Annotated in this window: 25 protein-coding genes, 2 tRNA genes, 1 rRNA gene and 1 pseudogene; 24 read left to right on the top strand and 5 right to left on the bottom strand. The window is 37.9% G+C overall.

Annotation, left to right across the window (positions count from 1 at the left end; all coding sequences use genetic code 11):
* The first annotated feature begins 108 nt into the window (after positions 1 to 108).
* The 9 genes from rrf (at position 109) to GMJ66_RS14825 (ending at position 6,590) form a co-directional block, all read left to right on the top strand.
* Positions 109 to 223: ribosomal RNA gene (gene rrf, locus GMJ66_RS14865) — 5S ribosomal RNA — on the top strand.
* A 34-nt stretch (positions 224 to 257) separates the two neighbouring features.
* Positions 258 to 334, top strand: a tRNA-Met gene (locus GMJ66_RS14860).
* An 81-nt stretch (positions 335 to 415) separates the two neighbouring features.
* Positions 416 to 492 (top strand) — tRNA-Asp (locus tag GMJ66_RS14855).
* 358 nt (positions 493 to 850) lie between these two features.
* Positions 851 to 1,813 carry a thiamine-phosphate kinase gene (gene thiL / locus GMJ66_RS14850; protein WP_156291099.1) on the top strand — a complete coding sequence of 321 codons (963 nt, stop codon included), beginning with the start codon at positions 851 to 853 and terminating at the stop codon, positions 1,811 to 1,813.
* An 8-nt stretch (positions 1,814 to 1,821) separates the two neighbouring features.
* Positions 1,822 to 2,277 (top strand): tRNA (adenosine(37)-N6)-threonylcarbamoyltransferase complex ATPase subunit type 1 TsaE, encoded by a 456-nt coding sequence (gene tsaE, locus GMJ66_RS14845; protein WP_156291098.1) that lies wholly within the window; start codon positions 1,822 to 1,824, stop codon positions 2,275 to 2,277.
* A gap of 12 nt (positions 2,278 to 2,289) precedes the next feature.
* On the top strand, positions 2,290 to 2,988 hold the full coding sequence (gene tsaB, locus GMJ66_RS14840) for a tRNA (adenosine(37)-N6)-threonylcarbamoyltransferase complex dimerization subunit type 1 TsaB (protein ID WP_156291097.1): 699 nt from the start codon (positions 2,290 to 2,292) through the stop codon (positions 2,986 to 2,988).
* A 1-nt stretch (position 2,989) separates the two neighbouring features.
* Complete coding sequence (gene rimI / locus GMJ66_RS14835) at positions 2,990 to 3,439, top strand: ribosomal protein S18-alanine N-acetyltransferase (protein ID WP_156291096.1); 450 nt, start codon at positions 2,990 to 2,992, stop codon at positions 3,437 to 3,439.
* The gene (tsaD, locus tag GMJ66_RS14830; protein WP_156291095.1) at positions 3,436 to 4,446 is read left to right on the top strand and encodes a tRNA (adenosine(37)-N6)-threonylcarbamoyltransferase complex transferase subunit TsaD; all 1,011 of its coding nucleotides are present in this window, start codon (positions 3,436 to 3,438) and stop codon (positions 4,444 to 4,446) included. Before rimI ends, tsaD begins: the two co-directional genes overlap by 4 nt.
* Positions 4,447 to 5,417: 971 nt before the next feature.
* Positions 5,418 to 6,590: an FtsW/RodA/SpoVE family cell cycle protein gene (locus tag GMJ66_RS14825; protein ID WP_156291094.1), complete on the top strand. Its 1,173-nt coding sequence runs from the start codon at positions 5,418 to 5,420 to the stop codon at positions 6,588 to 6,590.
* Between the two features lie 165 nt (positions 6,591 to 6,755).
* Here the strand turns inward: GMJ66_RS14825 and GMJ66_RS14820 are convergent, their stop codons facing one another.
* Positions 6,756 to 8,684, bottom strand: coding sequence for an ABC-F family ATP-binding cassette domain-containing protein (locus GMJ66_RS14820; protein ID WP_156291093.1), 1,929 nt, complete (start codon positions 8,682 to 8,684; stop codon positions 6,756 to 6,758).
* A gap of 156 nt (positions 8,685 to 8,840) precedes the next feature.
* Between GMJ66_RS14820 and GMJ66_RS14815 the strand changes: the two genes are divergently transcribed.
* Positions 8,841 to 9,476: a redox-sensing transcriptional repressor Rex gene (locus GMJ66_RS14815; RefSeq protein ID WP_156291092.1), complete on the top strand. Its 636-nt coding sequence runs from the start codon at positions 8,841 to 8,843 to the stop codon at positions 9,474 to 9,476.
* A 144-nt stretch (positions 9,477 to 9,620) separates the two neighbouring features.
* On the opposite strand, the gene GMJ66_RS14810 is transcribed toward GMJ66_RS14815, so the two are convergent.
* Positions 9,621 to 9,824 (bottom strand): YdiK family protein, encoded by a 204-nt coding sequence (locus GMJ66_RS14810; protein ID WP_156291091.1) that lies wholly within the window; start codon positions 9,822 to 9,824, stop codon positions 9,621 to 9,623.
* A gap of 3 nt (positions 9,825 to 9,827) precedes the next feature.
* Complete coding sequence (locus tag GMJ66_RS14805) at positions 9,828 to 10,532, bottom strand: CPBP family intramembrane glutamic endopeptidase (RefSeq protein ID WP_156291090.1); 705 nt, start codon at positions 10,530 to 10,532, stop codon at positions 9,828 to 9,830.
* Positions 10,533 to 11,037: 505 nt separating this feature from the next.
* Between GMJ66_RS14805 and groES the strand changes: the two genes are divergently transcribed.
* The 5 genes from groES (at position 11,038) to GMJ66_RS14780 (ending at position 14,478) form a co-directional block, all read left to right on the top strand.
* A complete protein-coding gene (gene groES, locus GMJ66_RS14800) occupies positions 11,038 to 11,322 on the top strand; it encodes a co-chaperone GroES (protein ID WP_156291089.1) in 285 nt (94 codons plus the stop codon).
* 49 nt (positions 11,323 to 11,371) lie between these two features.
* Positions 11,372 to 13,003: a chaperonin GroEL gene (gene groL, locus GMJ66_RS14795; protein WP_156291088.1), complete on the top strand. Its 1,632-nt coding sequence runs from the start codon at positions 11,372 to 11,374 to the stop codon at positions 13,001 to 13,003.
* A gap of 363 nt (positions 13,004 to 13,366) precedes the next feature.
* Complete coding sequence (locus GMJ66_RS21085; RefSeq protein WP_156291106.1) at positions 13,367 to 13,510, top strand: SHOCT domain-containing protein; 144 nt, start codon at positions 13,367 to 13,369, stop codon at positions 13,508 to 13,510.
* Positions 13,511 to 13,831: 321 nt separating this feature from the next.
* The gene (locus GMJ66_RS14785) at positions 13,832 to 14,092 is read left to right on the top strand and encodes a hypothetical protein (RefSeq protein ID WP_156291087.1); all 261 of its coding nucleotides are present in this window, start codon (positions 13,832 to 13,834) and stop codon (positions 14,090 to 14,092) included.
* Between the two features lie 8 nt (positions 14,093 to 14,100).
* Positions 14,101 to 14,478, top strand: a complete 378-nt coding sequence (locus GMJ66_RS14780; protein WP_197046723.1) for a retropepsin-like aspartic protease — start codon at positions 14,101 to 14,103, stop codon at positions 14,476 to 14,478.
* 437 nt (positions 14,479 to 14,915) lie between these two features.
* Here GMJ66_RS14780 and GMJ66_RS14775 read toward each other — a convergent pair whose 3' ends face one another.
* Complete coding sequence (locus tag GMJ66_RS14775; protein ID WP_197046722.1) at positions 14,916 to 15,182, bottom strand: helix-turn-helix domain-containing protein; 267 nt, start codon at positions 15,180 to 15,182, stop codon at positions 14,916 to 14,918.
* A 117-nt stretch (positions 15,183 to 15,299) separates the two neighbouring features.
* Here GMJ66_RS14775 and GMJ66_RS14770 point away from each other — a divergent pair, with 117 nt between their 5' ends.
* From GMJ66_RS14770 to GMJ66_RS14740, 7 genes and pseudogenes are all read left to right on the top strand, one after another.
* Positions 15,300 to 15,590, top strand: a complete 291-nt coding sequence (locus tag GMJ66_RS14770; protein ID WP_231514945.1) for a UPF0175 family protein — start codon at positions 15,300 to 15,302, stop codon at positions 15,588 to 15,590.
* A 226-nt stretch (positions 15,591 to 15,816) separates the two neighbouring features.
* Positions 15,817 to 16,194, top strand: coding sequence for an AbrB/MazE/SpoVT family DNA-binding domain-containing protein (locus GMJ66_RS14765; RefSeq protein WP_156291084.1), 378 nt, complete (start codon positions 15,817 to 15,819; stop codon positions 16,192 to 16,194).
* A gap of 528 nt (positions 16,195 to 16,722) precedes the next feature.
* Entirely contained in the window at positions 16,723 to 17,121 is a 399-nt protein-coding gene (gene mntA / locus GMJ66_RS14760) for a type VII toxin-antitoxin system MntA family adenylyltransferase antitoxin (RefSeq protein ID WP_197046721.1), read from the top strand.
* Positions 17,111 to 17,603: pseudogene (hepT, locus tag GMJ66_RS14755) on the top strand (type VII toxin-antitoxin system HepT family RNase toxin). The gene mntA and the pseudogene hepT overlap by 11 nt, the downstream one beginning before the upstream one ends.
* A gap of 563 nt (positions 17,604 to 18,166) precedes the next feature.
* Positions 18,167 to 18,886, top strand: a complete 720-nt coding sequence (locus GMJ66_RS14750; RefSeq protein WP_156291083.1) for a (Fe-S)-binding protein — start codon at positions 18,167 to 18,169, stop codon at positions 18,884 to 18,886.
* 13 nt (positions 18,887 to 18,899) lie between these two features.
* Positions 18,900 to 20,333, top strand: coding sequence for a LutB/LldF family L-lactate oxidation iron-sulfur protein (locus tag GMJ66_RS14745; protein WP_156291082.1), 1,434 nt, complete (start codon positions 18,900 to 18,902; stop codon positions 20,331 to 20,333).
* A gap of 3 nt (positions 20,334 to 20,336) precedes the next feature.
* Entirely contained in the window at positions 20,337 to 21,038 is a 702-nt protein-coding gene (locus GMJ66_RS14740) for a LutC/YkgG family protein (RefSeq protein WP_156291081.1), read from the top strand.
* 11 nt (positions 21,039 to 21,049) lie between these two features.
* On the opposite strand, the gene GMJ66_RS14735 is transcribed toward GMJ66_RS14740, so the two are convergent.
* Positions 21,050 to 21,934 carry a LysR family transcriptional regulator gene (locus tag GMJ66_RS14735; RefSeq protein ID WP_156291080.1) on the bottom strand — a complete coding sequence of 295 codons (885 nt, stop codon included), beginning with the start codon at positions 21,932 to 21,934 and terminating at the stop codon, positions 21,050 to 21,052.
* A 160-nt stretch (positions 21,935 to 22,094) separates the two neighbouring features.
* Between GMJ66_RS14735 and GMJ66_RS14730 the strand changes: the two genes are divergently transcribed.
* Together GMJ66_RS14730 and GMJ66_RS14725 are read left to right on the top strand one after the other, a co-directional pair.
* On the top strand, positions 22,095 to 24,272 hold the full coding sequence (locus GMJ66_RS14730; protein WP_156291104.1) for a malate synthase G: 2,178 nt from the start codon (positions 22,095 to 22,097) through the stop codon (positions 24,270 to 24,272).
* Positions 24,273 to 24,743: 471 nt separating this feature from the next.
* Positions 24,744 to 26,060 carry an FAD-binding oxidoreductase gene (locus tag GMJ66_RS14725; RefSeq protein ID WP_156291079.1) on the top strand — a complete coding sequence of 439 codons (1,317 nt, stop codon included), beginning with the start codon at positions 24,744 to 24,746 and terminating at the stop codon, positions 26,058 to 26,060.
* Position 26,061 lies beyond the last annotated feature (1 nt).

Here is a 26,061-nt window from a genome sequence, read left to right as displayed (position 1 = left end):
AAGATGTCTTGATTTTCTCTTATTTAGTTTTCAAGGTATGATTGATGTACATTTGCATTTTATCTTGAATAGGAATATAATATATCTTGTCTTCATTATGACAATTGGTCTGGTAGTGATGGCGGAGAGGTCACACCTGTTCCCATGCCGAACACAGAAGTTAAGCTCTCCAGCGCCGATGGTAGTTGGGGGTTCCCCCTGCGAGAGTAGGACGCCGCCAGGCCTTTATTATATTTCGCTTAATATTTCTCTTATATCGCGGGGTGGAGCAGTCTGGTAGCTCGTCGGGCTCATAACCCGAAGGTCGTAGGTTCAAATCCTGCCCCCGCAACCAAAATGTTTCAACCATCTACGTCGAATTAACTTCTTTGTTAGTTGAAAATCAGTAGTACTGTAAAGTGCAACCAAAATAGTTGGTCCGGTAGTTCAGTTGGTTAGAATGCCTGCCTGTCACGCAGGAGGTCGCGGGTTCGAGTCCCGTCCGGACCGCCATTTAAATAAAATATACATATTACACACATGATTTTTACTAAAAATCGTGTGTTTTTTAGTGTTTAAAAAGATGTTTCTAATAGAGGCGATCTTAGAAATCGGTAAGCTTGGCCCAACAGGACATTGGTCTAGGGGCGGTGCTACAAGAATTTTAGTGGGACGAGGAAGTATACTCCGGATTGTTACTAGAAGACACAGTAAAAATTAATCAGCTCGTATTTTTATAACCTTTAGGTGAATTATATATCTTCACGTTTTACCACTTCGATAAATAACTGCCTACCTAACGATTATTTTTTCCTTTTCCCTTTCTTTTTGCTATCATTAGTGTAGTTCAATAAGAAAATGGTGATGATTTATGGATGAATTTTCATTTATTGATTCGATCAAACAGTACTCCTATCATCAGCCATCACTCATTAAGGGGATTGGTGATGATGCAGCTGTTTTTCATTCTACAAACAAGAATGTTGTCACAGCAGTAGATACGTTTGTGGATGGTGTTCATTTTTCGAAACAAACAATGAAACCTTTTTATATAGGTTATCGGGCACTTGCGGCTAATCTGAGTGATTTAGCTGCAATGGGTGCTGTTCCGGCTTTTTATTTGGTTTCTATCGTTATACCTAAAGATCGGTCAATGAGCGAAATATCCGAGATATTTACTGGAATGAAGGAATTAGCTGAAGAATTTAATATGGATTTAATTGGTGGAGATACTGTATCTGGAACGGAATTATCCCTTTCCATTACTGTTATTGGGTATACCGATATGGATAAAGCTCGTTATCGAAGTGATGCTTGCGCTGGAGATATCGTGTTTGTAACGGGGACATTAGGAGACTCTCAGGCAGGATTTCATATGCTGATGAATGAAGGGGAATTTTCGGATGCTGATTATTTCATCGGCAGACATCGGATGCCATCTCCACGAGTTGAGTTTGCATCAAGGTTATCTACATTATCACGACTCTGTTTAAACGATATCAGTGATGGACTGGCAAGTGAGTCGAATGAGATTGCGGAAGCTTCAAATGTTGTTATCGAGATTATGGATGATGCAGTTCCTACTCACCCTTCGTTTCATCAGTTTTCCAGTGATTCGCAATATCAATGGAAATATAGTGGTGGGGAAGATTTTGAAATACTTGGAACGGTTTCAAAAAGGGACTGGCCTGAAGTAGAGCGGGCTGCTGAAGAGCTAAACATGAAAGTGACGAAAATCGGATATGTTAAAACAAACAATCAGTGTGGGGTTTTTTTAAATATAAACAAGGAAAGACATCAATTAAAGAAAAAAGGGTATAACCATTTAAAGTAGGTGACATGATGAGTAAGCATCAAATCATTTCAAATAGTGCTAAGGAAACAGAATCAGTGGGGGAAAGGTTAGCATCTTTACTCCAAGCTGGTGATGTTTTAACACTGGAAGGAGACCTTGGCGCAGGAAAAACCACTTTTACCAAAGGATTAGCTAAAGGTCTCGGTGTAAAACGAACGGTAAACAGTCCCACATTTACCATTGTCAAAGAATATGAAGGTAGGCTACCTCTGTATCATATGGATGTGTACCGTTTGGAAAACTCTGATGAAGATATTGGCTTTGATGAATATTTTCATGGTGAGGGTGTATCAGTAGTTGAGTGGGCGAAATTTATTGAGGATTATCTGCCGGCAGAACGATTGGATATTAAAATAAGTTACGGTGAAGGGGATTCGAGGATATTAGAATTTGTACCGAACAGTTCTCATTTTGAAGCCGTCATGAATGAATTATTGAGTTAGGAGTTACCATACATGAATGTACTTGCAATAGATGCATCCAATCAAGTAATGGGTGTTGCCATATTAAAAAATAATGAGGTTATTGGCGAATACGTTACCAATATAGCGAAAAATCATTCGGTTCGATTAATGCCAGCGATTGAGCAGCTTATGAAGGAAGTTTCTTTAACGCCGGATGGGCTGGATAAAATTGTAGTAGCCAAAGGTCCTGGTTCCTATACAGGAGTTCGGATTGGTCTGTCCACAGCAAAAACAATGGCATGGGCTTTGGATATTCCTGTAGTCGGTGTTTCAAGCTTGGAAGTGCTCGCACATCAGGGACGACTTTTCGAAGGCTATATTTGTCCATTCTTTGATGCAAGACGTGGTTTAGTTTATTCAGGTGTTTATCAGTATAAAAATGAAAATCTGGAATTAGTTTACGAGGAAAAAAATATCGCAATGGATGCTGTATTAGACTTACTGGCGAAAGGTAATAAGAAAGTATTATTTTTAAGTCCAGACCTTTCGTTACATAAAGAGAAAATCATGGACGTATTGGGAAATTTAGCAATCATACCTGAGGGACCGTACCATATTGCGAAACCAAGCTTATTAGGTATGGCAGGATTAAATAGGGACGCGGATGATACACATGGATTAACTCCAAACTATTTACGACTGGCAGAAGCAGAAGCCAAATGGTTAAAGGCACAAAAGGAAAATAATTGACATGGCTGAATTAATCATTCGCAAAATGGAACTTGGGGATGTAGATGAGGTGATGGAAGTTGAAAGGTCATCATTTACGACCCCATGGACAACAGACGTATTCTATCAGGAAATTGTGGATAATGCCCATGCACATTATTTTGTGATGGAATTGGATAAGAAAATTGTCGGGTATGTAGGAATGTGGATTGTTCTGGATGATGCACAAATTACGAATATTGCCATCCTTCCAGAATATCGTGGCCGGAAATTAGGCGAAAAGCTTTTTGGCTTTGTTATGCAGCTGCTTCGAAGTTTAGGGGCAAATCGTTTATCTTTGGAAGTCCGTGTTTCTAATGTGAGTGCACAAAAACTGTACCGGAAGTTTGGGCTGGTCCCTGGGGGAATTCGAAAAAATTATTATACAGATAGCGGAGAAGATGCTATTGTAATGTGGGTGAATATATCATGAGTAACGACACAATTGTATTAGGAATAGAAACGAGCTGTGATGAAACAGCAGTGGCCATCGTTAAAAATGGAAAAGAAATCATTTCGAATGTTGTGGCCTCACAAATAGAAAGTCATAAGAGATTTGGTGGAGTAGTGCCGGAAATTGCATCCAGACATCATGTGGAACAAATGACCGTCGTTCTGGAAGAGGCTTTGGAACAATCCAGGCTGTCATGGGATGATATTGATGCGATTGCGGTTACAGAAGGTCCCGGCCTTGTCGGTGCCTTGCTTGTTGGTGTAAATACGGCAAAAGCATTGGCATTTGCTAAACAAAAGCCATTAGTCGGAGTTCATCATATTGCTGGTCATATTTATGCCAATCGCTTAGAACAGGAGTTTAAATTTCCGCTGCTGGCATTGATAGTTTCTGGGGGGCATACAGAGCTTGTGCTCATGAGAGAGCATGGATCCTATGAAGTAATTGGAGAAACCCGTGACGATGCTGCAGGTGAGGCATATGATAAAGTCGCACGTATGTTAAAACTCCCATATCCAGGGGGGCCGCATATTGATAGACTCGCACAGAATGGGGAGGAGTCCATTGACTTCCCTCGGGCATGGCTGGAAGATGGGAGCTATGATTTTAGTTTCAGTGGACTAAAATCAGCAGTTATTAACAAAATCCACAATGCGAAGCAACGGGGCGAAACGTTAAAAGATGAAGACATTGCTGCAAGCTTTCAGGCGAGCGTGATTGACGTCTTAACGGGAAAAACGCTGCTTGCTGCTGAGGAATACCAAGTGAAACAGGTTATAGTTGCCGGGGGAGTGGCAGCCAATAAAGGATTAAGAAAAGCTTTGGTAGATAAGTTCGCCAAAACGAATATTCCTTTATATGTCCCCCCTTTAAAATTATGCACAGATAATGCAGCAATGATTGCAGCTGCTGGAACGATTAATTATCAACAAGGAAAACGCTCCGGATCAGACTTAAATGCCAATCCTTCCTTAGTTTTACAATAAGGCTCTTTTCGTATACTTTGTTGCTTAATTACTTCACACTTGATATAAACTGCGCATTAACTTACCGCTCCGGAAATACACTACGCGCCCCTTAGGGTGACCCGTGAGCCTCCTCGAGCTGACGCGACTTTAGGGGTCACACTCTGGCCACTTCTCCCGCAGGAGTCTCCGTGTATTTCCTCGGCTGGTTTAGTGCTATATATTTCTAATATTTGATTTTGCTAATAAATTTAATATAGCTATGCTAATCTCTATTAAGCTGGTTGATTGGAGCAGAGGGCAGTCGATTCCTGCGGGAAAAGCACGTGTCTAGACTTTAGCAGCGGTGGTTTTTGCGAGGAGGCTGAAGCCGTGCCCGCGGAAAGCGACTGCCCGTAGCGGAAATCAACGGACCACTATACTAGTCGCAGTTTATATCAATTATGTCATAAACAACAACTTTTAAGAAAACAGTCTAAAATATAGATTAAATATAGGAGATTCCGACTTAATAAACTTATCAACAGAATTGTGGATAAGTTGTTGAAAACTTGAAATAGAAGGTTTTCCTATGTGGACTATTTTTGTGGGTAATTTACCTGAATAATGTGGATAGTGTGCATAAATATGTTTATAACTTGTGTTTGCAATAATTATCCAAGGTTTATCTTTGTGGATAAACAAATATCAGGACGATTCGACATAAGTTTTCCACAGGTATGCTAAAAGATTGAAATAAATGGCTGTTCTCTTAAGCTTCTTATTTTTGATAATAAATCATAAACGGTGATGTACCTGTTTTTCTCTTTCTTGAGCGGCTGATTAGGTACGAACCATCACCTTAAAAGAAATTGCAAAATTTATATGAAGAGAGAGCAATAAAAAGTAGAGAATTACTGTAACAAAATAAAGTAATATTCGACTAATTTGTTGATAAATATTAAAAATAAAGTTTTACTTTATTTAAAGGAAAGAAATTTGGTGATTGTAAAGTGAATAAGAAGCAATCTTATTTTATACAAACAGATTTAATCATACTATTTATTCTTTTTGTTTGTGTTAGTTTACTTGCGATTTACAATGCACAGCAATTAGAACAATATGAAAATGAAAATTTTGTAATGAAACAAATTGCTTGGTTTACAATAGGTATTTTACTAGTTGCAGCCATTCAATATCTGGATTTAGAACAATTGTATAAAGCGAGCCTATATATTTATATCGCTGGTATTGCTGTTTTGATTCTGTTGCTGATTAGTCCAGATTCTATAGCTGAGCCTGTAAACGGTGCGAAAAGCTGGTTTCGATTTCCGGGATTATCCATACAGCCTGCTGAATTTACGAAAATCACGACAATTTTGTACATGGCAAAGGTGATAACGAGTCATAAAGAGAAATATGATATTACAAATTTAAAAACCGATACGTTATTATTAATAAAATTGGTTGTTATAACTGTCATTCCTGTCTTTTTGATTATGGAGCAGCCGGATTTTGGAACGGCGATGGTGTATTTGTTTATATTAGGTATGATGATTATCTTATCAGGAATTAGCTGGAAAATACTTATAAGCTTAATTGCAATTGTAATTGCAGCGGGAGGGGCATTGTTAGGGTTTATTATAAAATTTCCAGTTCTTGCGCAAGAACTGCTTGGAATTCAGCAATACCAGGTAAATCGTATCCTTACCTGGTTTGACCCAACCCAAACAACCAGTGATGCAAATTGGCATTTTGATCGTGCGCATATGGCTTTAGGTTCGGGCCAATTATTTGGAAAAGGGATAAGTGGAGTGCAAGTCTACTATTCAGAAGCACAAACAGACTTTATTTTTTCCATTATTGGAGAGAGTTTTGGGTTTATTGGTAGCGCCCTTGTGATTTTCCTGTACTTTATGCTGTTATATAAATTGGTAACATTAGGGTTGAGTATTCATAAGCATTCGCCATTTGGAGCCTATTATTGTTTTGGCTTTTTAAGTTTGATATTGATTCATGTTTTCCAAAACGTTGGGATGACGCTAGGAATTATGCCAATTACAGGTATTCCTCTCCTGTTAATCAGTTATGGAGGAAGTTCTGTACTATCTACTATGATTGGTTTAGGAATTGTATATCGAATTGCTGTAGAACAAACGATTCAGAACGATTATTTATTTAAATAACATGAAAAACGGTGGTACCAAGTTATCTTGGATACCACCGTTTTTGTTCCACTTTAGGAAAGTATAAAATTTTAGCTAAGAAGTATTCTACCTATCTATAATTTTAATGTCTAAATAATTAAAAAAACTACCACAACCGCTAAAGGACGAGCAAAGGTCAGCTTCTTAATCGATTTCTTCCTGCAGTTCTGTCCATTCTTCCATGAATCCTTCCACATGATGTTTTAATTCCGTAATCTTTTCATTTAATTCATAGGATTTTTCATGATCCTGAAACACTTCAGGCTCTGTCATTCTTTCTTCCAGCTGTGAAATTTCAAGCTCCAATGATTCAATAGTTTCTTCCAATTCGGTAATTCTTCTCTGTTTTTTACGCTTCAGACTTTGTAGATGTTTTTCCTCTTTGTAATTTCGTTTTCTGTCTTCAGATTTTTGAATTGGATGGTTCGATTGTTCCAGGCGTTGAAGTTCGGCCTCTTCTGCCTTCTTTTCTAAATAATAGTCATAGTCACCTAAATAGACCGTGATGCCATCGCGATTCATCTCAGCAACCTGATCGGTAATTTTATTAATAAAGTAGCGGTCATGGGAAACGAAAATAATCGTTCCCGGAAAGTCGATTAATGCTGCTTCCAACACTTCCTTGCTGTCAATGTCCAAATGGTTCGTTGGCTCATCCAGAATAAGGAGATTTGCTTTCTGCATCATAAGTTTGGCTAAAGCAAGACGAGCCTTTTCGCCACCGCTCAATGCCTGAACCGGTTTTAAAACATCGTCACCACTAAATAGAAAGTTTCCCAGCACAGTACGAATGTCCTTTTCATTAATGGTTGGATATTCATCCCAAAGCTCGTGGAGAACCGTTTTTGAAGAGGTTAAATTTGCCTGTTCCTGATCATAATAGCCGATTTGTACATTGGTTCCAAGTTGGATATCGCCACTTGCTTTTTGTAGTTTGCCAAGGATTATTTTTAATAAAGTCGTTTTTCCAACACCATTTGGTCCAACTAATGCAATTCGCTCTCCACGGTTTACATGCAGCTTTATATTGGAAAATAAATTCTCATCTTCTCCACCATAGCGGAAGGATAAGTCCTCCATTTTTAATACATCATTTCCGCTTCGGCGATTGATTTGGAAAGAAAAGGAAGCCGACGATTCATCTCCTAAAGGCTTTTCGATTTTCTCCATTTTTTCCAGTTGCTTTCTTCTGCTCTGTGCTCGCTTTGTTGTCGAAGCCCGGACGATATTTCGCTGGATAAAGTCTTCCATTTTCTTGATTTCGGTTTGCTGTTTTTCAAAAGCCTTTAAATCCTGTTCATATTCCTGTGCTTTTTGTTCAAGGTATTTACTGTAACTGCCATGATATTTCTTTGTTTTATGACGGGATATTTCATAGACAATGGATACGGTTTTATCCAAAAAATATCGGTCATGGGAAACAATGACAACTGCACCAGGATAGCTGGCGAGATATCCTTCCAGCCAAGAAAGCGTCTCAATGTCTAGATGGTTGGTCGGCTCATCCAGGATCAGGAGCTGTGGTTTTTGAAGGAGCAGTTTTCCCAATGCGAGGCGTGTTTTTTGGCCGCCGCTTAAATCAGCAATTGGCGTCCCGTAGTCAAAGTTATGAAAATTTAGTCCAGTGAGAACTGCTTTTATATCAGATTCATAAGTATATCCGCCATTTGTTTGGAATTGCACTTGTAATCGAGCGTAATCATTTAGCAGTTTCTCATAGGCACCACCGGAAAGATTGGTCGATTTCTCCATTTTCTTTTCCAGTTCCCTTAGTTCTATTTCCTGTTCCAACAAAGGATGAAAAACCTCCAGCATTTCATCCCAAATCGTTTTTCCGGATTCCAGGGACATATGCTGAGATAAATAGCCGAGAGTAACATCCTTTGGTTTGATTAACTCTCCTTCATCATAGGAAAGTTCCCCAGCCATTATTTTTAATAAGGTGGATTTACCAGCACCATTCCTGCCAACAATTGCGATACGATCATTTTCTTTTATTTCCAGTTTTATATTTGATAAAATCTCTTCAGCACCGAAGGATTTGGACAATCCATTTATCTGCATAAGTATCATCGTGATTCACCCCAATATAATTCATTTTACCTTACTTAACATATAGAGAACAACCTAATTAATTTGTGAATAACATCACGACTTTTTATTGGATTTCTGTTAAACTAGTGTTAATAGTAAACTATACAAATCTTTTGAAAGAAAAGAGGAAAATCGATGGAGCAAAATAAAATACCACAAGCTACCGCCAAACGATTGCCACTATATTATCGTTTTTTAAATAACTTAAATCAGCAGGGTAAAAAGCGTGTCTCCTCAAAGGAATTAAGTGAAGCGGTAAAAGTAGATTCTGCAACCATCCGCAGAGATTTTTCTTACTTTGGTGCCTTGGGAAAAAAGGGGTACGGGTATAATGTGGAATATTTGCTGGGTTTCTTCCGCAGTACGTTAGACCAGCACGAAGTAACAGAGGTTGCATTGATTGGTGCAGGGAACTTAGGTACAGCATTTTTAAAATACAGTTTTCTAAAGAACAATAACATTCGAATTACGAAAGCTTTTGATGCAGATCCAAGTAAAGTCGGAACCGATATCGATGGTGTACCCATTTATCATGTAGACGAATTAGTGGAGCAATTAGATGGGATAAGTGTGGCTATTTTAACCGTTCCTTCCTCTGAAGCGGAAGCTATTACAGAAAAACTTGTAAATGAAGGCGTTAACGGAATTCTGAATTTTACGCCTGCGAGGATAACGGTTCCACAACATGTACGCGTACATCATATTGATTTGGCAGTGGAACTGCAATCACTTGTATATTTCCTGAAACACTATCCATTGGACAAGGAATAATTTTATTATCGTATCTTAAAAAATTTGGGAGCGCGTTCAGAGGATTCTTCCACTTAAGAAGAGACCAGGATTTATTCGATTCATAATACCAAATACCAGGAACGGCTAGTTGGAAAGGTGGGTACAATAAAGAAGAAGAAGGAGCTAATCCTTCTTCTTCTTCTTTTTTAAGCGAAAATGTATTCTCAATGATTGTATTCCTACACCAATATCAAATGTTGCAACCAATGCTAATAGGATGGTTGTAATGTTCCATATCGAATCACCTGCTGTTTGGATCGCGATGAAAATGAACATGATTCCAAAGAGCAGGAAAAAAACTGCATTGTGAAGCAGTGAGATTTTCATAAATTAACCTCCAAATAAAATCATTTGCAACTGGTCAAGCTGTTGCTGTATTTCTTCCGGCGTTAGCGAGTATTGGGCAAGAACGGTCATCGTATTTAATGCAGCATGAACGATAATAGGGGTGAGTATTCGTTTTGTTTTTACATATAAATAGGCAAAAACAAATCCCATAGATGAATAAACGAGTATATGCTGCAATTCGCCGTGAATTGCTCCGAAAACTAATGAAGATAGAAGTGCCGCCAAAAAGAAATTCATTCGTTTATATAGACTGCCGAAGATTACTTTTCGAAAAATAACTTCTTCTAAAATTGGTGCAATGATAGCAGGAACAATCATAAACAGTGGAAATGCTCGGGCAATTTCCATAATACCCTGTGTGTTCTCGGAACCTGCCTCCATGCCAAATACCCGAATTTCAATCAGGGAGGCGGAGACTTGTACGATATATGCCATGAAAAAACCAATAATTGCCCATAGAATAACATGACCAATGGAAGATGCATTACGATGACTTTGCATCCGCATTTCCGGTTTTAAGAGCCACAGTGTAATAAGCAACGCCAGTAAAAAACTGAAAATACTCCAGTAGATGACGACTTCTGTGTAATAATCGGAAAAATACCTGATTGCAATAATTGCTGCAGGAAAGCTTGATAACTGTGTAAGGATATACGTTAAGATGATATACCAATATCGATTAGGCAATAGAAAACGACTCCTTTTAAAAAGTATAAGAGGTTGTTCAAAGTGTCTGGCGAAAGGATACATCAAGATGGAGAATCTTCAACAAATTACCGGCACGTCCATTGTCGAATGGTGAAATTACCATCTCATATAGAAGTCCGGTACGCGAAAATTCCCACATCCTTGATCTTCTAAGTCCTGTTCATCCTCCATTTTGAACACACACTAAAATGATGTTTACTATTACAAGTATATTAATAACTTTTAATAGGTATAATGAAAAAGTTAAATTTCTATTTTTATTACAATTGGCAGTTTGCGATTACATAATTGCTATTTTAACACAAGATAGGTTTATATCTATAATCGAATGACTCAAAATCTTTGTGTAAAAAATTATTAAATTTACATATACAATACTTGCATTTTTTTTATGAATTAATTATTATAAGAATTGTGATTAGCACTCGATGAAGGTGAGTGCTAATAAAAAATAAAAGATAGATAGTCAAGGAGGCTAATGTACATGATTAAACCACTAGGAGATCGTGTTATTATCGAGCTTGTCGAACAAGAAGAAAAGACTGCAAGCGGTATCGTACTTCCAGACTCTGCAAAAGAAAAACCACAAGAAGGTAAAGTTGTTGCAGTTGGTACAGGTCGTGTTTTGGACAATGGTGAGAGAGTACCACTTGAGGTTGCAGAAGGTAATCGTATTATCTTCTCTAAATTTGCTGGTACAGAAGTGAAATACGAAGGTACGGAATACTTAATTTTGCGTGAAAATGACATCTTAGCTATCGTTGAATAAGGTAGGATTTAAAAATACTTAATCATTATATTCTGAGGAGGATGTTTATATGGCTAAAGAAATTAAGTTTAGTGAAGACGGACGTCGCGCGATGCTACGCGGTGTAGATGCATTAGCTGATGCTGTAAAAGTAACTTTAGGGCCAAAAGGTCGTAATGTTGTTTTAGATAAAAAATTCGGTTCACCTCTTATTACAAATGACGGTGTTACGATTGCAAAAGAAATTGAATTAGAAGATGCTTTCGAAAATATGGGTGCACAACTTGTATCCGAAGTTGCTTCTAAAACAAATGATGTAGCTGGTGACGGTACAACTACTGCTACGGTTCTAGCTCAAGCTATGATTCGTGAAGGTCTTAAAAACGTAACTTCCGGTGCGAACCCAGTAGGAATTCGTCGTGGTATTGAAAAAGCTGTTGCAACTGCAGTAGAAGAATTACAAACTATTTCTTCTCCAGTTCAAAGCAAAGATTCTATTGCACAAGTTGCTGCCATCTCTGCTGCGGATGAAGAGGTAGGTCAATTAATCGCAGAAGCAATGGAACGTGTTGGTAACGATGGTGTTATCACGATTGAGGAATCTAAAGGATTCGCAACAGAATTAGATGTTGTAGAAGGTATGCAATTTGACCGTGGATATGCTTCTCCATACATGGTTACTGACCAAGATAAAATGGAGGCTGTTTTAGAAGATCCATATATCCTTATTACAGATAAGAAAATTTCTAATATCCAAGAAGTATTACCTGTGTTAGAGCAAGTCGTACAACAAGGTAAACCAATTCTAATTATTGCAGAGGATGTAGAAGGGGAAGCTCTTGCTACATTAGTAGTAAACAAACTTCGCGGGACATTCAATGCTGTAGCAGTGAAAGCTCCTGGATTCGGTGATCGTCGTAAAGCAATGCTGGAAGACATCGCTATCTTAACTGGTGGGGAAGTAATTACAGAAGATCTTGGATTAGATCTTAAGAGTGCAGGCATTGAACAATTAGGACGTGCTGCTAAAGTTGTTGTAACAAAAGAAAATACAACAATTGTTGAAGGTTCTGGAAGCCCAGAAGCTATTTCTGGACGTGTTGCACAAATCCGTGCACAAGTAGAGGAAACTACTTCTGAATTTGATAAAGAAAAATTACAAGAACGCCTTGCTAAATTAGCTGGTGGTGTAGCAGTAATCAAAGTTGGTGCTGCAACAGAAACAGAATTAAAAGAACGTAAATTACGTATTGAAGATGCATTGAACTCCACTCGTGCAGCGGTTGAAGAAGGTATCGTAGCTGGTGGTGGTACTGCATACATGAACGTCTATAATAAAGTATCTGAATTAAACCTTGAAGGTGATGAAGCAACTGGTGTAAACATTGTGCTTCGTGCGATTGAAGAACCAGTACGTCAAATCGCGGTTAATGCTGGTTTAGAAGGTTCTATCATTGTAGAACGTCTAAAAGGTGAAGAAGTTGGCGTTGGATACAATGCAGCTACAAATGATTGGGTAAACATGGTGGAAGCTGGTATCGTTGACCCTGCCAAAGTTACTCGTTCTGCACTACAAAACGCTGCATCTGTAGCGGCTATGTTCCTAACTACAGAAGCAGTTGTCGCTGACATTCCAGAAGAGAATGCTGGTGGCGGCGCACCTGATATGGGTGGCATGGGCGGAATGGGCGGCATGATGTAATAACGCCCACCCTCCTTATATATTAAGGTTTTAAAGGTCATGAGTTAAACTCGTGGCCTTTTTTTGCTTGTTTTTATGCGTTTTTCAAAAGAAGATATCCAGCGTGCTTCTGAAAAAGTATCGCTTTATTCGGAAACGTTTTTTTATGGAGTAAACATGCTATATCTTGTCATAAAAATCCCAGAAACAACTTAATGCTTAAAGTCATCATCTCCACTTTAGAGAAGTTAAGAGAAAAAGAAAGTGTTTTGTTTTAATAAAGAATTAGGGAAGGAGGTAAGCTGGATCTTCATCACTGTCCCAGTTCTTCCTACAAACATAGTGGGACAATCCCTGTGTTCCAACAAAAAAATATAAAATCCTATATCGATATATAAAGAATCAGAATACCTATCCCAGTATCCAGAAGGAGCTTCTCAAATAGAAAAACTTGCGGATTTAAGAGATAGCGGAATTTTAACCAAAGTAGAATTTAATACTAAGGAGAGGCTGTTATTGGGAAATTAATTCTTAGTTAGGGCGGAAGGAATGTCCTGTCTAAGGTAAAAGACCACTCCTGCCAAAGCGGTGACTGGGTGGTCTTTCTTAAAATAACTCCCTACCAAATCGGTGATTGGAAGTAATACATGATATACTATATGTGAATTATAAAGAATATTCATTCAAAATCAAGAAGGTAATAATTTGAAGTACTCTATTACTTTGATGGGTCAAATCAATTAATGCTACAATATACATATCTATTACAAGGTGTATTGTTAGAGTTTACAAAATTTGTACAAATGATATAAGGAAATCAAATCACAAATGAATCGGAGGCAGATGTTAATGAAATGGCCTGAAGTTCGTCAGCATTTTCCAGATCGATGTGTCTTAGTCGAAGCATTACAATCAAAAACAGTGGGTAATGAAAGAGTCATCAAAGAAATGTCGGTTATTGATGATTTTGAGAATGGTAATACAGCATGGAAAGTGTATAAAAAACTACATGCCGAAAATCAAAATCGTGAATTATATATCTTTCACACGAATAATGAAGAAATAAAGGTAATTGAGCAGCCATATATAGGAGTGCGTAGAAAAATATGAAATTTGATATGGATGATCATGTACCCCTTATTTCTGTTAATATTCAATATAATAGTAGGCAAAGGATATTTAGTAATGTCTTACTAGATACTGGCTGCTCATCAACTATTTTGGATACGGATTTATGCGAAGAGATTGGACTTATGCTTGATTTAGAAAATGCGATTACACGAAAGATGTACGGAATCGGTGGAACTGAAATCTGTATTGAACAAAAAGTAAGTGGTATGATGATAGACACGTTTCAACTAAATGATTTTACTCTACAACTCGGTGATGTTAGAGAAAAGTATGGATTTGATGGGATTATTGGTAGTGACTTTTTTGCCTCAAATAAATTGATTATTGATTTTAATAATCTGGAGGTTCGAAAAGGTAAAATTTAAATACAGTAAACTAATTTCTTCATATTCAGCTCATACATTGCAAAATGATAACATTTTGCGAACGCAATCCCATGAAAAACAGTAAATCCCCGTTAAAGATGTAACACCTCATATTTAGCAAATATTGATATTCCACACTTTTCGCACACATCGTTAAAGATATTGTTTGGAGCAGTTCATCTTCCGTGATTATCCTAAAAAATCACAAGAATATCACATTTATTTTAAATTTATATCTAAAAGGACGTTTTCGTATTAGTTTCTTACTTTTACGGGAGCGTCCTTTTTCATTTCATTGATAATGAGTATAGATATTTCGGAACCGAAAATCAAGGTACAAGGTTCACCAGTTCATACAGCCAATAGAATGGGTCAAGGTGCTTGTCCCTGTGATCCCCGTTTTGATGACATCTGGCAATATTCCTCCCACAATAACGTCAATGCACCCCCTTCTTAGCTAGTTCTTTGTGAATGTACTCGAAATCAGGCATTCGGTGATTGTTGACGGTTGATTTTTTAGGGAAAAGCCATCCCTGCAAATCACCATCAGTCACATCCTCTGAAAGAGGCCAAGAAATATCACATTCAATAGCTCGATTTAAAACAGAAGTGACAGTGTTTCTTGAACATCCACAGCTAGAAGCAATACTTCTTTTACTCATCCCTTGGCTATGTAGCCTCAAAATGTCTCGATACTTAATCAAAAAAATAACCCCCTATAATAAAAATTAACTGAATTATCAGTGTGTCTTTATTATAGGGGGTGGTTCTCATTCCGTGAAGCTGGTTCTATTTGGGTGAAATATTCAGTGTGAAGGAATATGTTAAATAAAGATGATATGAATGTTCGGTTATCTCATGAAATCATTCAAATACTTGATAAGAGTGTCAACGGAAAAAATATTGATAAAAAAGTACGCTTATCACTAGCCATTGGTATGTTTGTTGATGGGACGGTTACTCTAGAACGTGCATCAGAACTAGTAGGAATGCCTTTGTCGAATTTTATAGACGTCCTTCGTAACAAAAAGATCCCTTGGATGGAGTATACTGCCGAGCATCTTGAAGATGATGAAATGGCTATCCAAAAGTATAAGGATGGATTAAAGTAAATGAGAACAATTATTTGGGGAAAAAGGGTCAGTCCCCATAGCCAAAATGTATGTCATAATGACGCCCGAAAAATGTGTTACAGCTTAAAAAATCTGCATTAATAGTAACAAGCGAGCTTCAATTCGGAAAGTGAGGGAAACTATGAAAAAAGTCTACTGTATTTTATAAAACCTTTACTTTTTGTGAAAGTAAAGGCATTATAAAAGAAAAAGGAGCGTGTGTAAAATGGAAAAATTTGAAAATCCTAAAGAAATATCCAAAGTAAACCAAAAAACAGCTTATTCCACTTTATCATCGAAAAATCAAATCACTGTTCCTTCTATAATAAGAGAAAAGTTAAATGCAGTACCTGGTGATCAAGTAGTGTTTCATTATAATGAGGAATCAGAAGAAATTACAGTAAGCAATGTAAAGAAAGATTCCTTACTTTCTTTATATGGAAGTATGCCCCCTAGAGGAGAAAATAGTCAGAAGGATTGGAATGTTATTAGAAAAGAAGCTAGGGAAGAAAGTATACTCAGGAAAATAGAAAAAATTAGAGGTGGATTTAGTGGAGAATATACTATTAGATGCAAATATAATCATACGATTTTTAACAAATGATGATGACATTCAATCTCCGTTAGTATTCAAGATTTTTGAAAAAGCTGTTCGCCATGAATTTACCCTAATATTATCACCAATAATTGTTGCAGAATGTACATGGGTACTTTTATCAAGGCTAGAACAAAGTCTTTATTCACGCTTTGATATTATCTGACAGAATCCACCTACACCATTTCCTTCTCACCATGCCAATCATACTCCGACAGATCCAAACTCTACAGTTCAGCCTTCATACTCCGTAAAAAACTGACCATCATTAGAACCATGCTGCCAAAAATGTTTACATTCTCAAGCTGGGTTGATTTCTTATTGAATCAGCCAGTACTTTCACATAGGGGTTATCTTCCTTCATTTAAACTAGCCGGTTAAGACCGTGAATGTTTACAGTACCTTCTGTAATTTACTCGACCTAAAAAGGGGCTTAATACGATGCAGGTGTTACCACATAACACCTTTATTGTACTTCTCTTTTTGATATAATGATTTTAATAAATTCTATAGGTCCTAAATCAGGAGGTGTTTGTCATGAGGCAAGATTGGAGGCAAGTGGTAATGGAGGTACTAAATAAACGTGTTCAACCAGCCTTTATCCTTGTATTTGGTTCATACCTAGTGGAACAGCTCGTGAGGATAGTGATCTTGATCTTGCATATTACTAAGAGACTCAACAGTTATGAACGATTTTTACTTGCTGGGGAGATTGCGGATAAATGTAATGTAGATATTGATTTAGTCGATATTAGAAAAGTTGACACAGTGTTTGCAGCACAAATATTCTCTTCAGGAGAAGTATTTGCTTGTGATGATGAAAACACCTTTGTAAAAGGACGAATGAAAGCACTCTCAATGTACGTTACTTTAAACAAACAACGAGCGGAAATATTACAGTCCATTGAAGAAAGAGGAAGCGTTTATGGTGAGTAATGATATCGTGTTAAATAAAGTAGAAACAATTGAGCGTTGTGTGAAGCGTGTGCGAGAGGTATACGCTGGTAATCCCAATAGTTTAGGAGATTTTACGAAACAAGATAGTATCATCTTAAATATTCAACGAGCATGTGAGGCAAGTATTGATTTAGCGATGCATATCGTCAGGCACAAAAAACCTAGGATTACCAAGAAAGAATCGAGATGCATTTCAATATATACAAGAAGCAAACATTATTGATGACAATTTATCAAAATCCCTAATTAATATGGTTGGTTTTCGTAATATAGCAGTACATGACTATCAATCAATGGATGTGGATAAGAACTACCATTCATATCCTCGTTGTCTTTTTTTCGTATTGGATATAGATGAATATACAGAAAATTACGCCTGTTATTTTGAGAGTGATTTTATAATGTTTGACCAAGCAAGTTTTTATGCAACAATAATGGTTTTATCTAATTTTACCTTATAAAATAGTGTTAGAAGGGCGAATGGACTTTAAATATGGTTAGTCAAGGTAATCAAGTTTTTTATTGCTAGTGAATTATTAAGGTAAACAGTACTACACAATTTTGGCATCCTCTGCGATCATCTCTCATGACAATTGGTCAGCTTCTAGAAGGCAAATACAATCGTTTTCTTCTATATCCTATTAAAACAATAGAATCTCTTTCTAAAAATGACTGGTTGACGTATTTAGAAATTTCAGATAAAATCAAGGCATCTAATAACACAGTATTACCTCTCTAATTTCAATGAATTGCTTTGCCTATTGCTACCACTTAAATAACTGATCTGTTGTATGTGTTGTGAGCGATATCATTGGGTTGCAAAATAAATAAAAGTGAATATCACAGTTACTATTTCCTATTCTTACCAAAAAAATTAGTCATAAAAATACAGCCAAAACCTAAAGGTAGAGGGATTTCAAATAATTGAACGACGCAGTTGGTAGTTAAATCTATTGAAATTAGGCTTTCCCACCGTTCTATGACTAAATAGATTTAAATTCTGTAAATGAAAGAGTGAATGATAATGAAAGTATCTTTATTTGTCACTTGCCTCAATGAAATATTTTATCAGGATGTTGCTAAAGATGTGGTGGAAGTTCTAGAAAGACTTGGCTGTGAAATTGACCTACCAAGAGGACAGACATGTTGTGGTCAACCTGCATACAACAGTGGTTATAGAAAAGATGCTATAACGGCAGCAAAACAGATGATTACAAGTTTTGAAGACTCCGAGTACATTATTGCCCCATCTGGTTCATGTACAGCAATGTTCAAAGAATATCCTGGTTTGTTTAATGAACATAAAGGTTGGCAGGAAAGAGCCCAAGCTGTTGCGGAGAAAACATATGAGTTTACACAATTTATTGTCGATGTTTTGGGTGTTGAGGATGTTGGAGCAGTTTATCCAGCGCAAGCTACATACCATACCTCTTGCCACATGCTCAGATTGCTGAAGGAGACAGAGGCACCATTTAAGCTTTTGGAAAATGTAAAGGGACTTGAATTACTCCCCCTTGAAAATAGTTATGATTGCTGCGGTTTCGGGGGCACATTTGCGGTGAAAATGGTACCTATTTCTGAACAAATGGTCGATGAAAAGGTCAGAAATATAGAACAGTCTTCGGCTGATGTATTGATTGCTGCCGACAGTGGTTGCTTAATGAACATAAAAGGACGGATGGATCGCAAAGGAATACCAATAGATGTAAAGCATATTGCTCAAATATTAAATACGCTTGCTTAAGGGAGGTATTATAATGCCAATGAAAATCGGTGAAAAGCCCTTTTTTGGTAGGGTAGACGATGCTTTGCAAGATCATTTCATGCGTAATGCGATGGCATCCGCCCAGGACAGATTCCGTAATAAAAAGCTTGATGCAACCGAAAGAGATGAACAGGTTGGTGATTGGGAAGAATGGAGAAGTGCTGGTGAAGAAATTCGCAGGCATACGCTAGAAAACCTTGATTTTTACCTTGATCAGTTAAGTGAAAATTTTTCTAAACGCGGTGGGCATGTGTTTTTTGCTAAAACCGTAGAAGAAGCTAATCGTTATATTCAAAAAGTTGCAAAGGAAAAAGATGCAAAATATGTGACCAAATCAAAATCGATGGTTACTGAAGAAATTGGTTTAAATGAGGCGCTAGAAGAGGTCGGATGTCATGTATATGAAACCGATCTAGCTGAATATATTTTGCAGATAGACAATAAAGATCGACCTTCTCATATTGTTGTCCCCTCTCTTCATAAAAACAAAGAGCAAATTCGCGACACATTTCAAGCGAAAGCAGGGTACACTGGGACCGAAGAACCGCATGAACTAACAGCTTTCGCCCGAAGTCAGCTTCGAGAAGTATTCTTGAAGGCCGATATTGGGATTACTGGTTGTAACTTTGCAATTGCAGAGTCTGGAACCATCTCACTTGCAACCAATGAGGGTAACGCGAACATGGTAACAACTTACCCTGACACTCAGATAACAGTAATGGGGATGGAACGGTTGGTACCAACATGGGAGGAACTTGATGTCTTAATAAATTTATTAAGCAGAAGTGCGGTGGGACAGAAGATAACGACGTATGTGACGAATTTGACTCCTGGAGTGGAGGAAGATTGTGTTGACGCACCAAAGGAATTTCACCTTGTTATTTTGGATGCCGGGCGTTCGAATGCGCTAGGAACTGAATTTCAATCGGCTCTTCATTGTATACGATGTGCAGCATGTGTAAATGTTTGTCCCGTTTACCGCCATATTGGCGGGCATGCATACGGCTCCATTTATCAAGGACCAATTGGTGCTGTGCTTTCCCCAATCTTAGGAGGGTATGAGGAATATGGTGAACTCCCTTTTGCATCCAGTCTTTGTGCAGCTTGTACGGAAGCTTGTCCTGTGAAAATCCCGATTCACGAACTATTGATTAAACATCGGGAAAAATACGTGAATCACCAGGAAAATGTAAAAACAAGTGAAAAGTTAGCCATGAAAGCATTTGGAGTGGGTACAAGCACGCCTTTTTTGTTTCAAATAGCTGTAAAAGGTGCCCCGATGTTTATGAAGCCGTTAATAAAAGACGGGAGTATCTCAAATGGACCAGGTCCAATGAAACCATGGACAGCCATCCGTGAATTTCCTGCTCCAGGAAAAGACAATTTTAGAAGCTGGTTTAAGGAACATCAAAAGGGGAGGCAGTAAACAATGGTCAAAGGAACCATTCATAATAAAGACCTGTTTTTAAATCAAATTGCTAGTAAGCTTGGACGTGAACGTAAAGACAATGTTTCCCTTCCGAAATGGAAACACCAATCACAATGGGAGGTTTACAAAAATAGTTCCAAGGACGATTTGCTGGCTGCCTTTTGTAAAAACAGTAAAGAAAAGAATGTTCATGTGGTAGAAACAGAAAAATCTATGCTCCCTGAAACAATAGAAAAAGTAATAAAGGAATACGGTGGTGGATCTATCGTAACAACCAAAGATGATCGATTTTCACAATACGGCCTTACATTGACATTGGATAATAGCCAGACACACATATGGGATACGGCAATGGGTGAAGTGAATATTAAAAAAGCTAAAGAAGCGATCTTGGGAATATTTGTTAGCGATATAAGCCTTGCGGAGTCAGGTACAATTGTTCAATTCAATGATAAAGATATTGCCCGTTCCGTCAGTCTGTTGCCGACTACTTACGTTGCGATTGTACCAAAATCCTCCATCGTACCGCGAATGACTCAAGCTACTCATAAGATTCATAGAAGCGTGATTGCTGGAGAAGAATTGGCAACGTGTGTCAATTTTATTTCTGGGCCCAGCAATAGTGCGGATATTGAAATGGACATTGTTGTTGGGGTGCATGGGCCAGTTAAGGCAGTTTATCTAGTGGTTAAGGATCTGTAAGGTTTGGTGATTTAAATCGGAAACGATTCTGACATGCTGATAAATTCACGTACAGCATACGGCAAGTATTTGTCTTTTTTCCAAATCATGCCTAACTCCAAATTAACAACAGATCTGTTAAAAGGAATAGATTTAATTTTATCATTGTTCATTTTGCCACAAATTTTACTTGGTAATAATGCAACGCCTAATTTCGCTTCAACCATTTCAATCATAAAATCTTTTTGTGAGCTCTTACAGACAACATTTGGGTAAAAGCCATGATTTTCACATGCTTCAATAATCTTGTCGTGGAGCGAGAAATCATGCTGATATAAAATAAATGGCTCTTTTTCAATTTGTGAAAAGTTGATTGTTTTCCTTGTGGCTAAAGGATTGTCTTTGTGGACAACAAGCATTAATGGGTCATTTAATAGTTTCATTGTCTCAAAGTTTTCCTTTAGAACGGGAAGATTACAAATTAAACCAATATCTAGTTCTCCCTCACTTACGCCATGTTTAATTTTATTACTGCCTACCTCATTTAATAGGATATCAATGGAAGGATAAACTTCTTTATAGGTACTGATTAATTTTGAAAAAAATGCTGCACCTATAATTGGGGGTATTCCAATTTTAACCTCCCCTTTTTTTAAATCCATGACGTCATTTAGTTCAGATGTTAAGTTTTCAAATGCCTCGACAACATTTTTGGCATTGACTAAGAATGCTCGACCTGTATCGGTTAGGTTTAATTGTTTCGCCCCTCTATAAAAAAGGGGAGTACCGAGCTCGTTCTCAAGGTTTTTAATTGCTTTACTTAGTGAAGGTTGAGATATATAAAGATTGGAAGCTGCTTTCGTAAAGTTCAACTGTTTCGCAACTTCTGCAAAATATTGTACTTGCCTAATGTCCATGATAGTCCCCTTTTCCAAATTGTAATAAAATTACGTCAATTCAATCCCATTATACGATAAGGTATAGACAAAAGGAATAGTGTTCATGCAAAAGATATATTTTTGTTTTGGACCTGCTCCTATTAAAATAGTAGATAAAGGGCAAAGGGAGGAATTAGGAATGGTGGATTATGTAAAAACGGGCAATCTCCAAGTTGCAAAAGAGCTTTATGATTTTGTTAATTCGGAAGCACTTCCAGAAACAGGTCTCAACAGTAATAAGTTTTGGCAGGATTTAGGGAAGCTTGTCTCTGATTTGGCTCCGAAAAATAGAGCATTGTTACTCGAGCGTGATGAACTGCAAAAGAAAATTGATGCATGGCATAAAAACAATGCATTTGATTTTAAGAAGTATAAAGCTTTTTTGGAAGAAATCGGCTACTTGGAGCAGCCGGTAGAAGATTTTAATATTACGACCGAGAATGTCGATGATGTCATTACGCTTCAAGCGGGGCCACAACTTGTTGTGCCAATTGACAATGCTCGCTATGCAATCAATGCTGCTAACGCACGCTGGGGATCACTTTATGATGCATTATACGGAACTGATGTAATTAGTGAAGATGGTGGTGCTAATAAAAAAGATTCCTATAACCCTGTCCGAGGTGACAAAGTCATTGCTTTTGCTAAAAACTTCCTTGATAAACATGTACCGCTTAAGGTATCCTCGCATACGGAAGCAACCAAATATGCAATTATAAACGGAAAGTTAGAAGTAAAACTTAAAAACGGTGAAACAACAGGGCTTGAAGATGCTTCCCAATTTGTTGGCTACCAGGGGCAAGCGGAAGAACCGAAAACGGTCTTATTAAAAAATAATGGTTTACATGTTGAAATTCAAATCGACCGCAATCACCCAATTGGAAAAACAGATGATGCAGGCGTGAAAGACGTATACCTAGAGTCCGCAACCTCAAGCATTATGGATTGTGAAGATTCTGTTGCGGCTGTAGATGCAGAAGATAAAACGCTCGTATACCGAAACTGGCTTGGGCTGAATAGAGGAGATTTAACGGCTACATTCACTAAAGATGGAAAAGAAAAGACACGTACATTAAACCCTGATCGTACGTATATAGGCCGGAATGGGGAAGAGGTCACACTATCTGGTCGTGTGCTTATGTTTGTCCGTAACGTTGGTCACTTAATGACGAACAATGCGATTCTAGATGAAAATGGACAAGAAATCCCTGAAGGAATAATGGATGGTGTGTTTACCAGCTTAATGGCTAAACACGGCTTATTAGGCAATGGCCCATATCAAAATTCCCAAACAGGTTCGGTTTACATTGTTAAGCCGAAAATGCACGGATCAAAAGAAGTTGCCTTTACGAATGAATTGTTTAACCGTGTAGAAGATATGCTTGATATGAAGCGGAATACGCTTAAAATTGGTGTCATGGATGAAGAACGTCGCACAAGCTTGAATTTGAAAAATTGTATTTATGAAGTAAAAGAAAGAATTGTTTTTATTAATACAGGTTTCTTAGACCGTACAGGCGATGAGATTCATACGTCTATGGAAGCAGGTCCAATGATTCGAAAAGGGGAAATGAAAGCTTCGACTTGGCTGGACGGCTATGAGAAAAATAATGTACGTATTGGCTTAGATTCTGGTTTAAAGGGAAAAGCGCAAATTGGAAAAGGAATGTGGGCACTTCCAGATTTGATGGCGGATATGCTTGATCAAAAAATAGGACATTTAAAAGCAGGTGGAAATACAGCTTGGGTTCCATCACCAACAGCAGCAACATTACATGCGCTTCACTACCATGAAATTAACGTAAGAAAGGTTCAAGAGGAACTTCAACGAGAAGTAAACGATTATCGCGATGATATTTTACAAATTCCAGTTGCAGAAGATACCAACTGGTCTGCAGAGGAAATTCAGGAAGAGCTTGATAACAGCGCACAAACATTGCTTGGTTACGTTGTTCGTTGGGTAGATCAAGGTGTTGGCTGTTCAAAAGTTCCAGACATTAATAATGTAGCGCTTATGGAGGATCGTGCAACATTACGTATTTCCAGTCAAATGTTGTCAAACTGGCTACATCATGGTATTTGTACTCAGGAGCAACTGTTAGATACGCTGAAGCGCATGGCTAAAGTAGTTGACGAGCAAAATGCAGGGGATGCATTATACCGTCCAATGGCACCTGATTTCGATGACTCAATTGCTTTCCAAGCAGCATGTGACCTCGTATTCAAAGGAACGGAGCAGCCAAGTGGCTACACAGAACCGATTCTTCACCGCCGCCGCCTGGAAGCAAAACAAAAATACACTGTAATAAATAGTTGAGAAAGGTGAAGGTAAAGAATCCCGTTCTTAGGATAGGAAAAAAGGGACTTACAAAAGCAGTCAGTCCCTCTCTTTTTGCCCACTTTGGCACTGTGTGCTTGAGAGTTTCCTTTTACTATCTATCAAGTTCAATAATTCAAGGAAATATCAACATCGAAATTAGCAGCTTTTCAATACTAATAGTAGAATTATTATAGCTTAGCATATTAATTATCATAAATTCATAAGATTTAACGATATAGTAATTGATCTATTGGAAGCGATTTCACTGATAATAAAAAAAGGGATGAAGGACTGCTATCGAATCATTCTGTCAGATAGGACATTATCCATCGATATTTTAGTGCGGCATATCGCGATACGACGCAATAAAAGCAGAGGTATTCCAACAAAAGCGTGTGAAGCGATGTTTAAATAGTCATTTACAAGATCAAACGGAACGAAGGCAATAAATCAAGGGGGGATGGGAACATGATTTCACCTAGTTTAGAAGGGATTTTACCAAAAGAACAAATGAGATATAACAATGAAGAAAAACATCTGCTTGGCAATGGCGGGATTCAAATAATTGAAGCTTATTCCGAAGAAGATATTTCGAAAGTGCTAGCCTTTTCGAATAAATATGGGAAAACGGTCAATGTTATTTCAGGTGGAACGAAGCGGGGCTACGGTGGGTTGATTGAACAAGCGGATATTTTATTATCACTTGCTAAATACAAAGGGATTGTGGAGCATTCAGTTGGTGACCTGACAATGACGGTCAGACCCGGTACGACGTTAAAAGAAATTTCTGATGAATTGGGTAATTATGGGCAGCGTGTCGCGCTTGACACTTCCTGGCCAGAAATAGCAACGATTGGTGGTATTGTATCAAGCAATGACAGTGGGGCGAAAAGACTGCTTTACGGATCTGTTAGAGATTTGGTCATTGGTACTAGAATCGTATATCCGGATGGAAGGGTTATTCGTACAGGAGGAAAAGTTGTAAAAAACGTAGCAGGTTATGATATGAATAAGCTTTTCGTCGGTTCAATGGGAACACTTGGTGTCATTAGCGAAATCACGATTAAATTACGTCCACTCCCGAAATATGAGGGATTGTCTCTTCTCCATTTCCCTCAAGGCAATGAACAAGCCATCCGTGCATTTACCGTATTACTACTCGATTCTAAGATGGAACCGGTATCTCTTGAAATTTTAAACCCTGCTATCACTGAAAAAATGACTGGTAAACATCACTATACACTTGCGATTGCATTTGAAGACCGAGAAAATGCCGTCCTTTATCAGGAAAATTGGGTAAAGGAACATTTGCCAATCGGCGCTGAGCATTCCGTGCTGCATGAAGAGGAAGCAAGACAGTGGTGGGCGAAATTCCAACATTTGGGGCCTAATGGCCATCATGATGACGAGAACGACACTTACACCCAAGCAGCACTTAAAATTGGAAGCAATAATTTAGATGTTCTCATTAACGTGAAAGCAGCTGTTGAGCTTGCTAAGGTGTTTCATGTTGTAGTTGAAGCACACGGTGGAGTTGGCCATGGTATTTTAAGAGTATATGTAAAAGGATTTCCCGAAGATATTGTTACCTATATTAAAGCGCTAAGGAAAAAGGTAGAAGAAAAACGTGGGTATGTTGTATGTACCCATTTACCGTTTAAATTAAGAGAAACAGTAGGGGTTTGGGGAGAAAAACCGGGGTACTTTGCTTTGTTAGAAGGCATCAAACGAACAAACGACCCCAATAGAATCCTTAACCGCCAGCGTTTTGTGGGAGGTATATAAA

Source organism: Oceanobacillus salinisoli, from assembly GCF_009733865.1.
Classification (GTDB): Bacteria; Bacillota; Bacilli; order Bacillales; family Amphibacillaceae; genus Oceanobacillus; species Oceanobacillus salinisoli.
Note: the sequence above shows the minus strand (reverse complement) of the source record. Positions and strands in the feature narration are given on the sequence as shown.

What these genes read in the sequence shown, in the direction of transcription:
- thiL (WP_156291099.1), top strand. Translation starts at nt 851, where the DNA reads ATGGATGAATTTTCATTTATTGATTCGATCAAACAGTACTCCTATCAT.
- tsaE (WP_156291098.1), top strand. Translation starts at nt 1,822, where the DNA reads ATGAGTAAGCATCAAATCATTTCAAATAGTGCTAAGGAAACAGAATCA.
- tsaB (WP_156291097.1), top strand. Translation starts at nt 2,290, where the DNA reads ATGAATGTACTTGCAATAGATGCATCCAATCAAGTAATGGGTGTTGCC.
- rimI (WP_156291096.1), top strand. Translation starts at nt 2,990, where the DNA reads ATGGCTGAATTAATCATTCGCAAAATGGAACTTGGGGATGTAGATGAG.
- tsaD (WP_156291095.1), top strand. Translation starts at nt 3,436, where the DNA reads ATGAGTAACGACACAATTGTATTAGGAATAGAAACGAGCTGTGATGAA.
- GMJ66_RS14820 (WP_156291093.1), bottom strand. Translation starts at nt 8,684, where the DNA reads ATGATACTTATGCAGATAAATGGATTGTCCAAATCCTTCGGTGCTGAA.
- GMJ66_RS14815 (WP_156291092.1), top strand. Translation starts at nt 8,841, where the DNA reads ATGGAGCAAAATAAAATACCACAAGCTACCGCCAAACGATTGCCACTA.
- GMJ66_RS14810 (WP_156291091.1), bottom strand. Translation starts at nt 9,824, where the DNA reads ATGAAAATCTCACTGCTTCACAATGCAGTTTTTTTCCTGCTCTTTGGA.
- groES (WP_156291089.1), top strand. Translation starts at nt 11,038, where the DNA reads ATGATTAAACCACTAGGAGATCGTGTTATTATCGAGCTTGTCGAACAA.
- groL (WP_156291088.1), top strand. Translation starts at nt 11,372, where the DNA reads ATGGCTAAAGAAATTAAGTTTAGTGAAGACGGACGTCGCGCGATGCTA.
- GMJ66_RS14785 (WP_156291087.1), top strand. Translation starts at nt 13,832, where the DNA reads ATGAAATGGCCTGAAGTTCGTCAGCATTTTCCAGATCGATGTGTCTTA.
- GMJ66_RS14780 (WP_197046723.1), top strand. Translation starts at nt 14,101, where the DNA reads ATGGATGATCATGTACCCCTTATTTCTGTTAATATTCAATATAATAGT.
- GMJ66_RS14770 (WP_231514945.1), top strand. Translation starts at nt 15,300, where the DNA reads ATGTTAAATAAAGATGATATGAATGTTCGGTTATCTCATGAAATCATT.
- GMJ66_RS14765 (WP_156291084.1), top strand. Translation starts at nt 15,817, where the DNA reads ATGGAAAAATTTGAAAATCCTAAAGAAATATCCAAAGTAAACCAAAAA.
- mntA (WP_197046721.1), top strand. Translation starts at nt 16,723, where the DNA reads ATGAGGCAAGATTGGAGGCAAGTGGTAATGGAGGTACTAAATAAACGT.
- GMJ66_RS14750 (WP_156291083.1), top strand. Translation starts at nt 18,167, where the DNA reads ATGAAAGTATCTTTATTTGTCACTTGCCTCAATGAAATATTTTATCAG.
- GMJ66_RS14745 (WP_156291082.1), top strand. Translation starts at nt 18,900, where the DNA reads ATGCCAATGAAAATCGGTGAAAAGCCCTTTTTTGGTAGGGTAGACGAT.
- GMJ66_RS14740 (WP_156291081.1), top strand. Translation starts at nt 20,337, where the DNA reads ATGGTCAAAGGAACCATTCATAATAAAGACCTGTTTTTAAATCAAATT.
- GMJ66_RS14735 (WP_156291080.1), bottom strand. Translation starts at nt 21,934, where the DNA reads ATGGACATTAGGCAAGTACAATATTTTGCAGAAGTTGCGAAACAGTTG.
- GMJ66_RS14730 (WP_156291104.1), top strand. Translation starts at nt 22,095, where the DNA reads ATGGTGGATTATGTAAAAACGGGCAATCTCCAAGTTGCAAAAGAGCTT.
- GMJ66_RS14725 (WP_156291079.1), top strand. Translation starts at nt 24,744, where the DNA reads ATGATTTCACCTAGTTTAGAAGGGATTTTACCAAAAGAACAAATGAGA.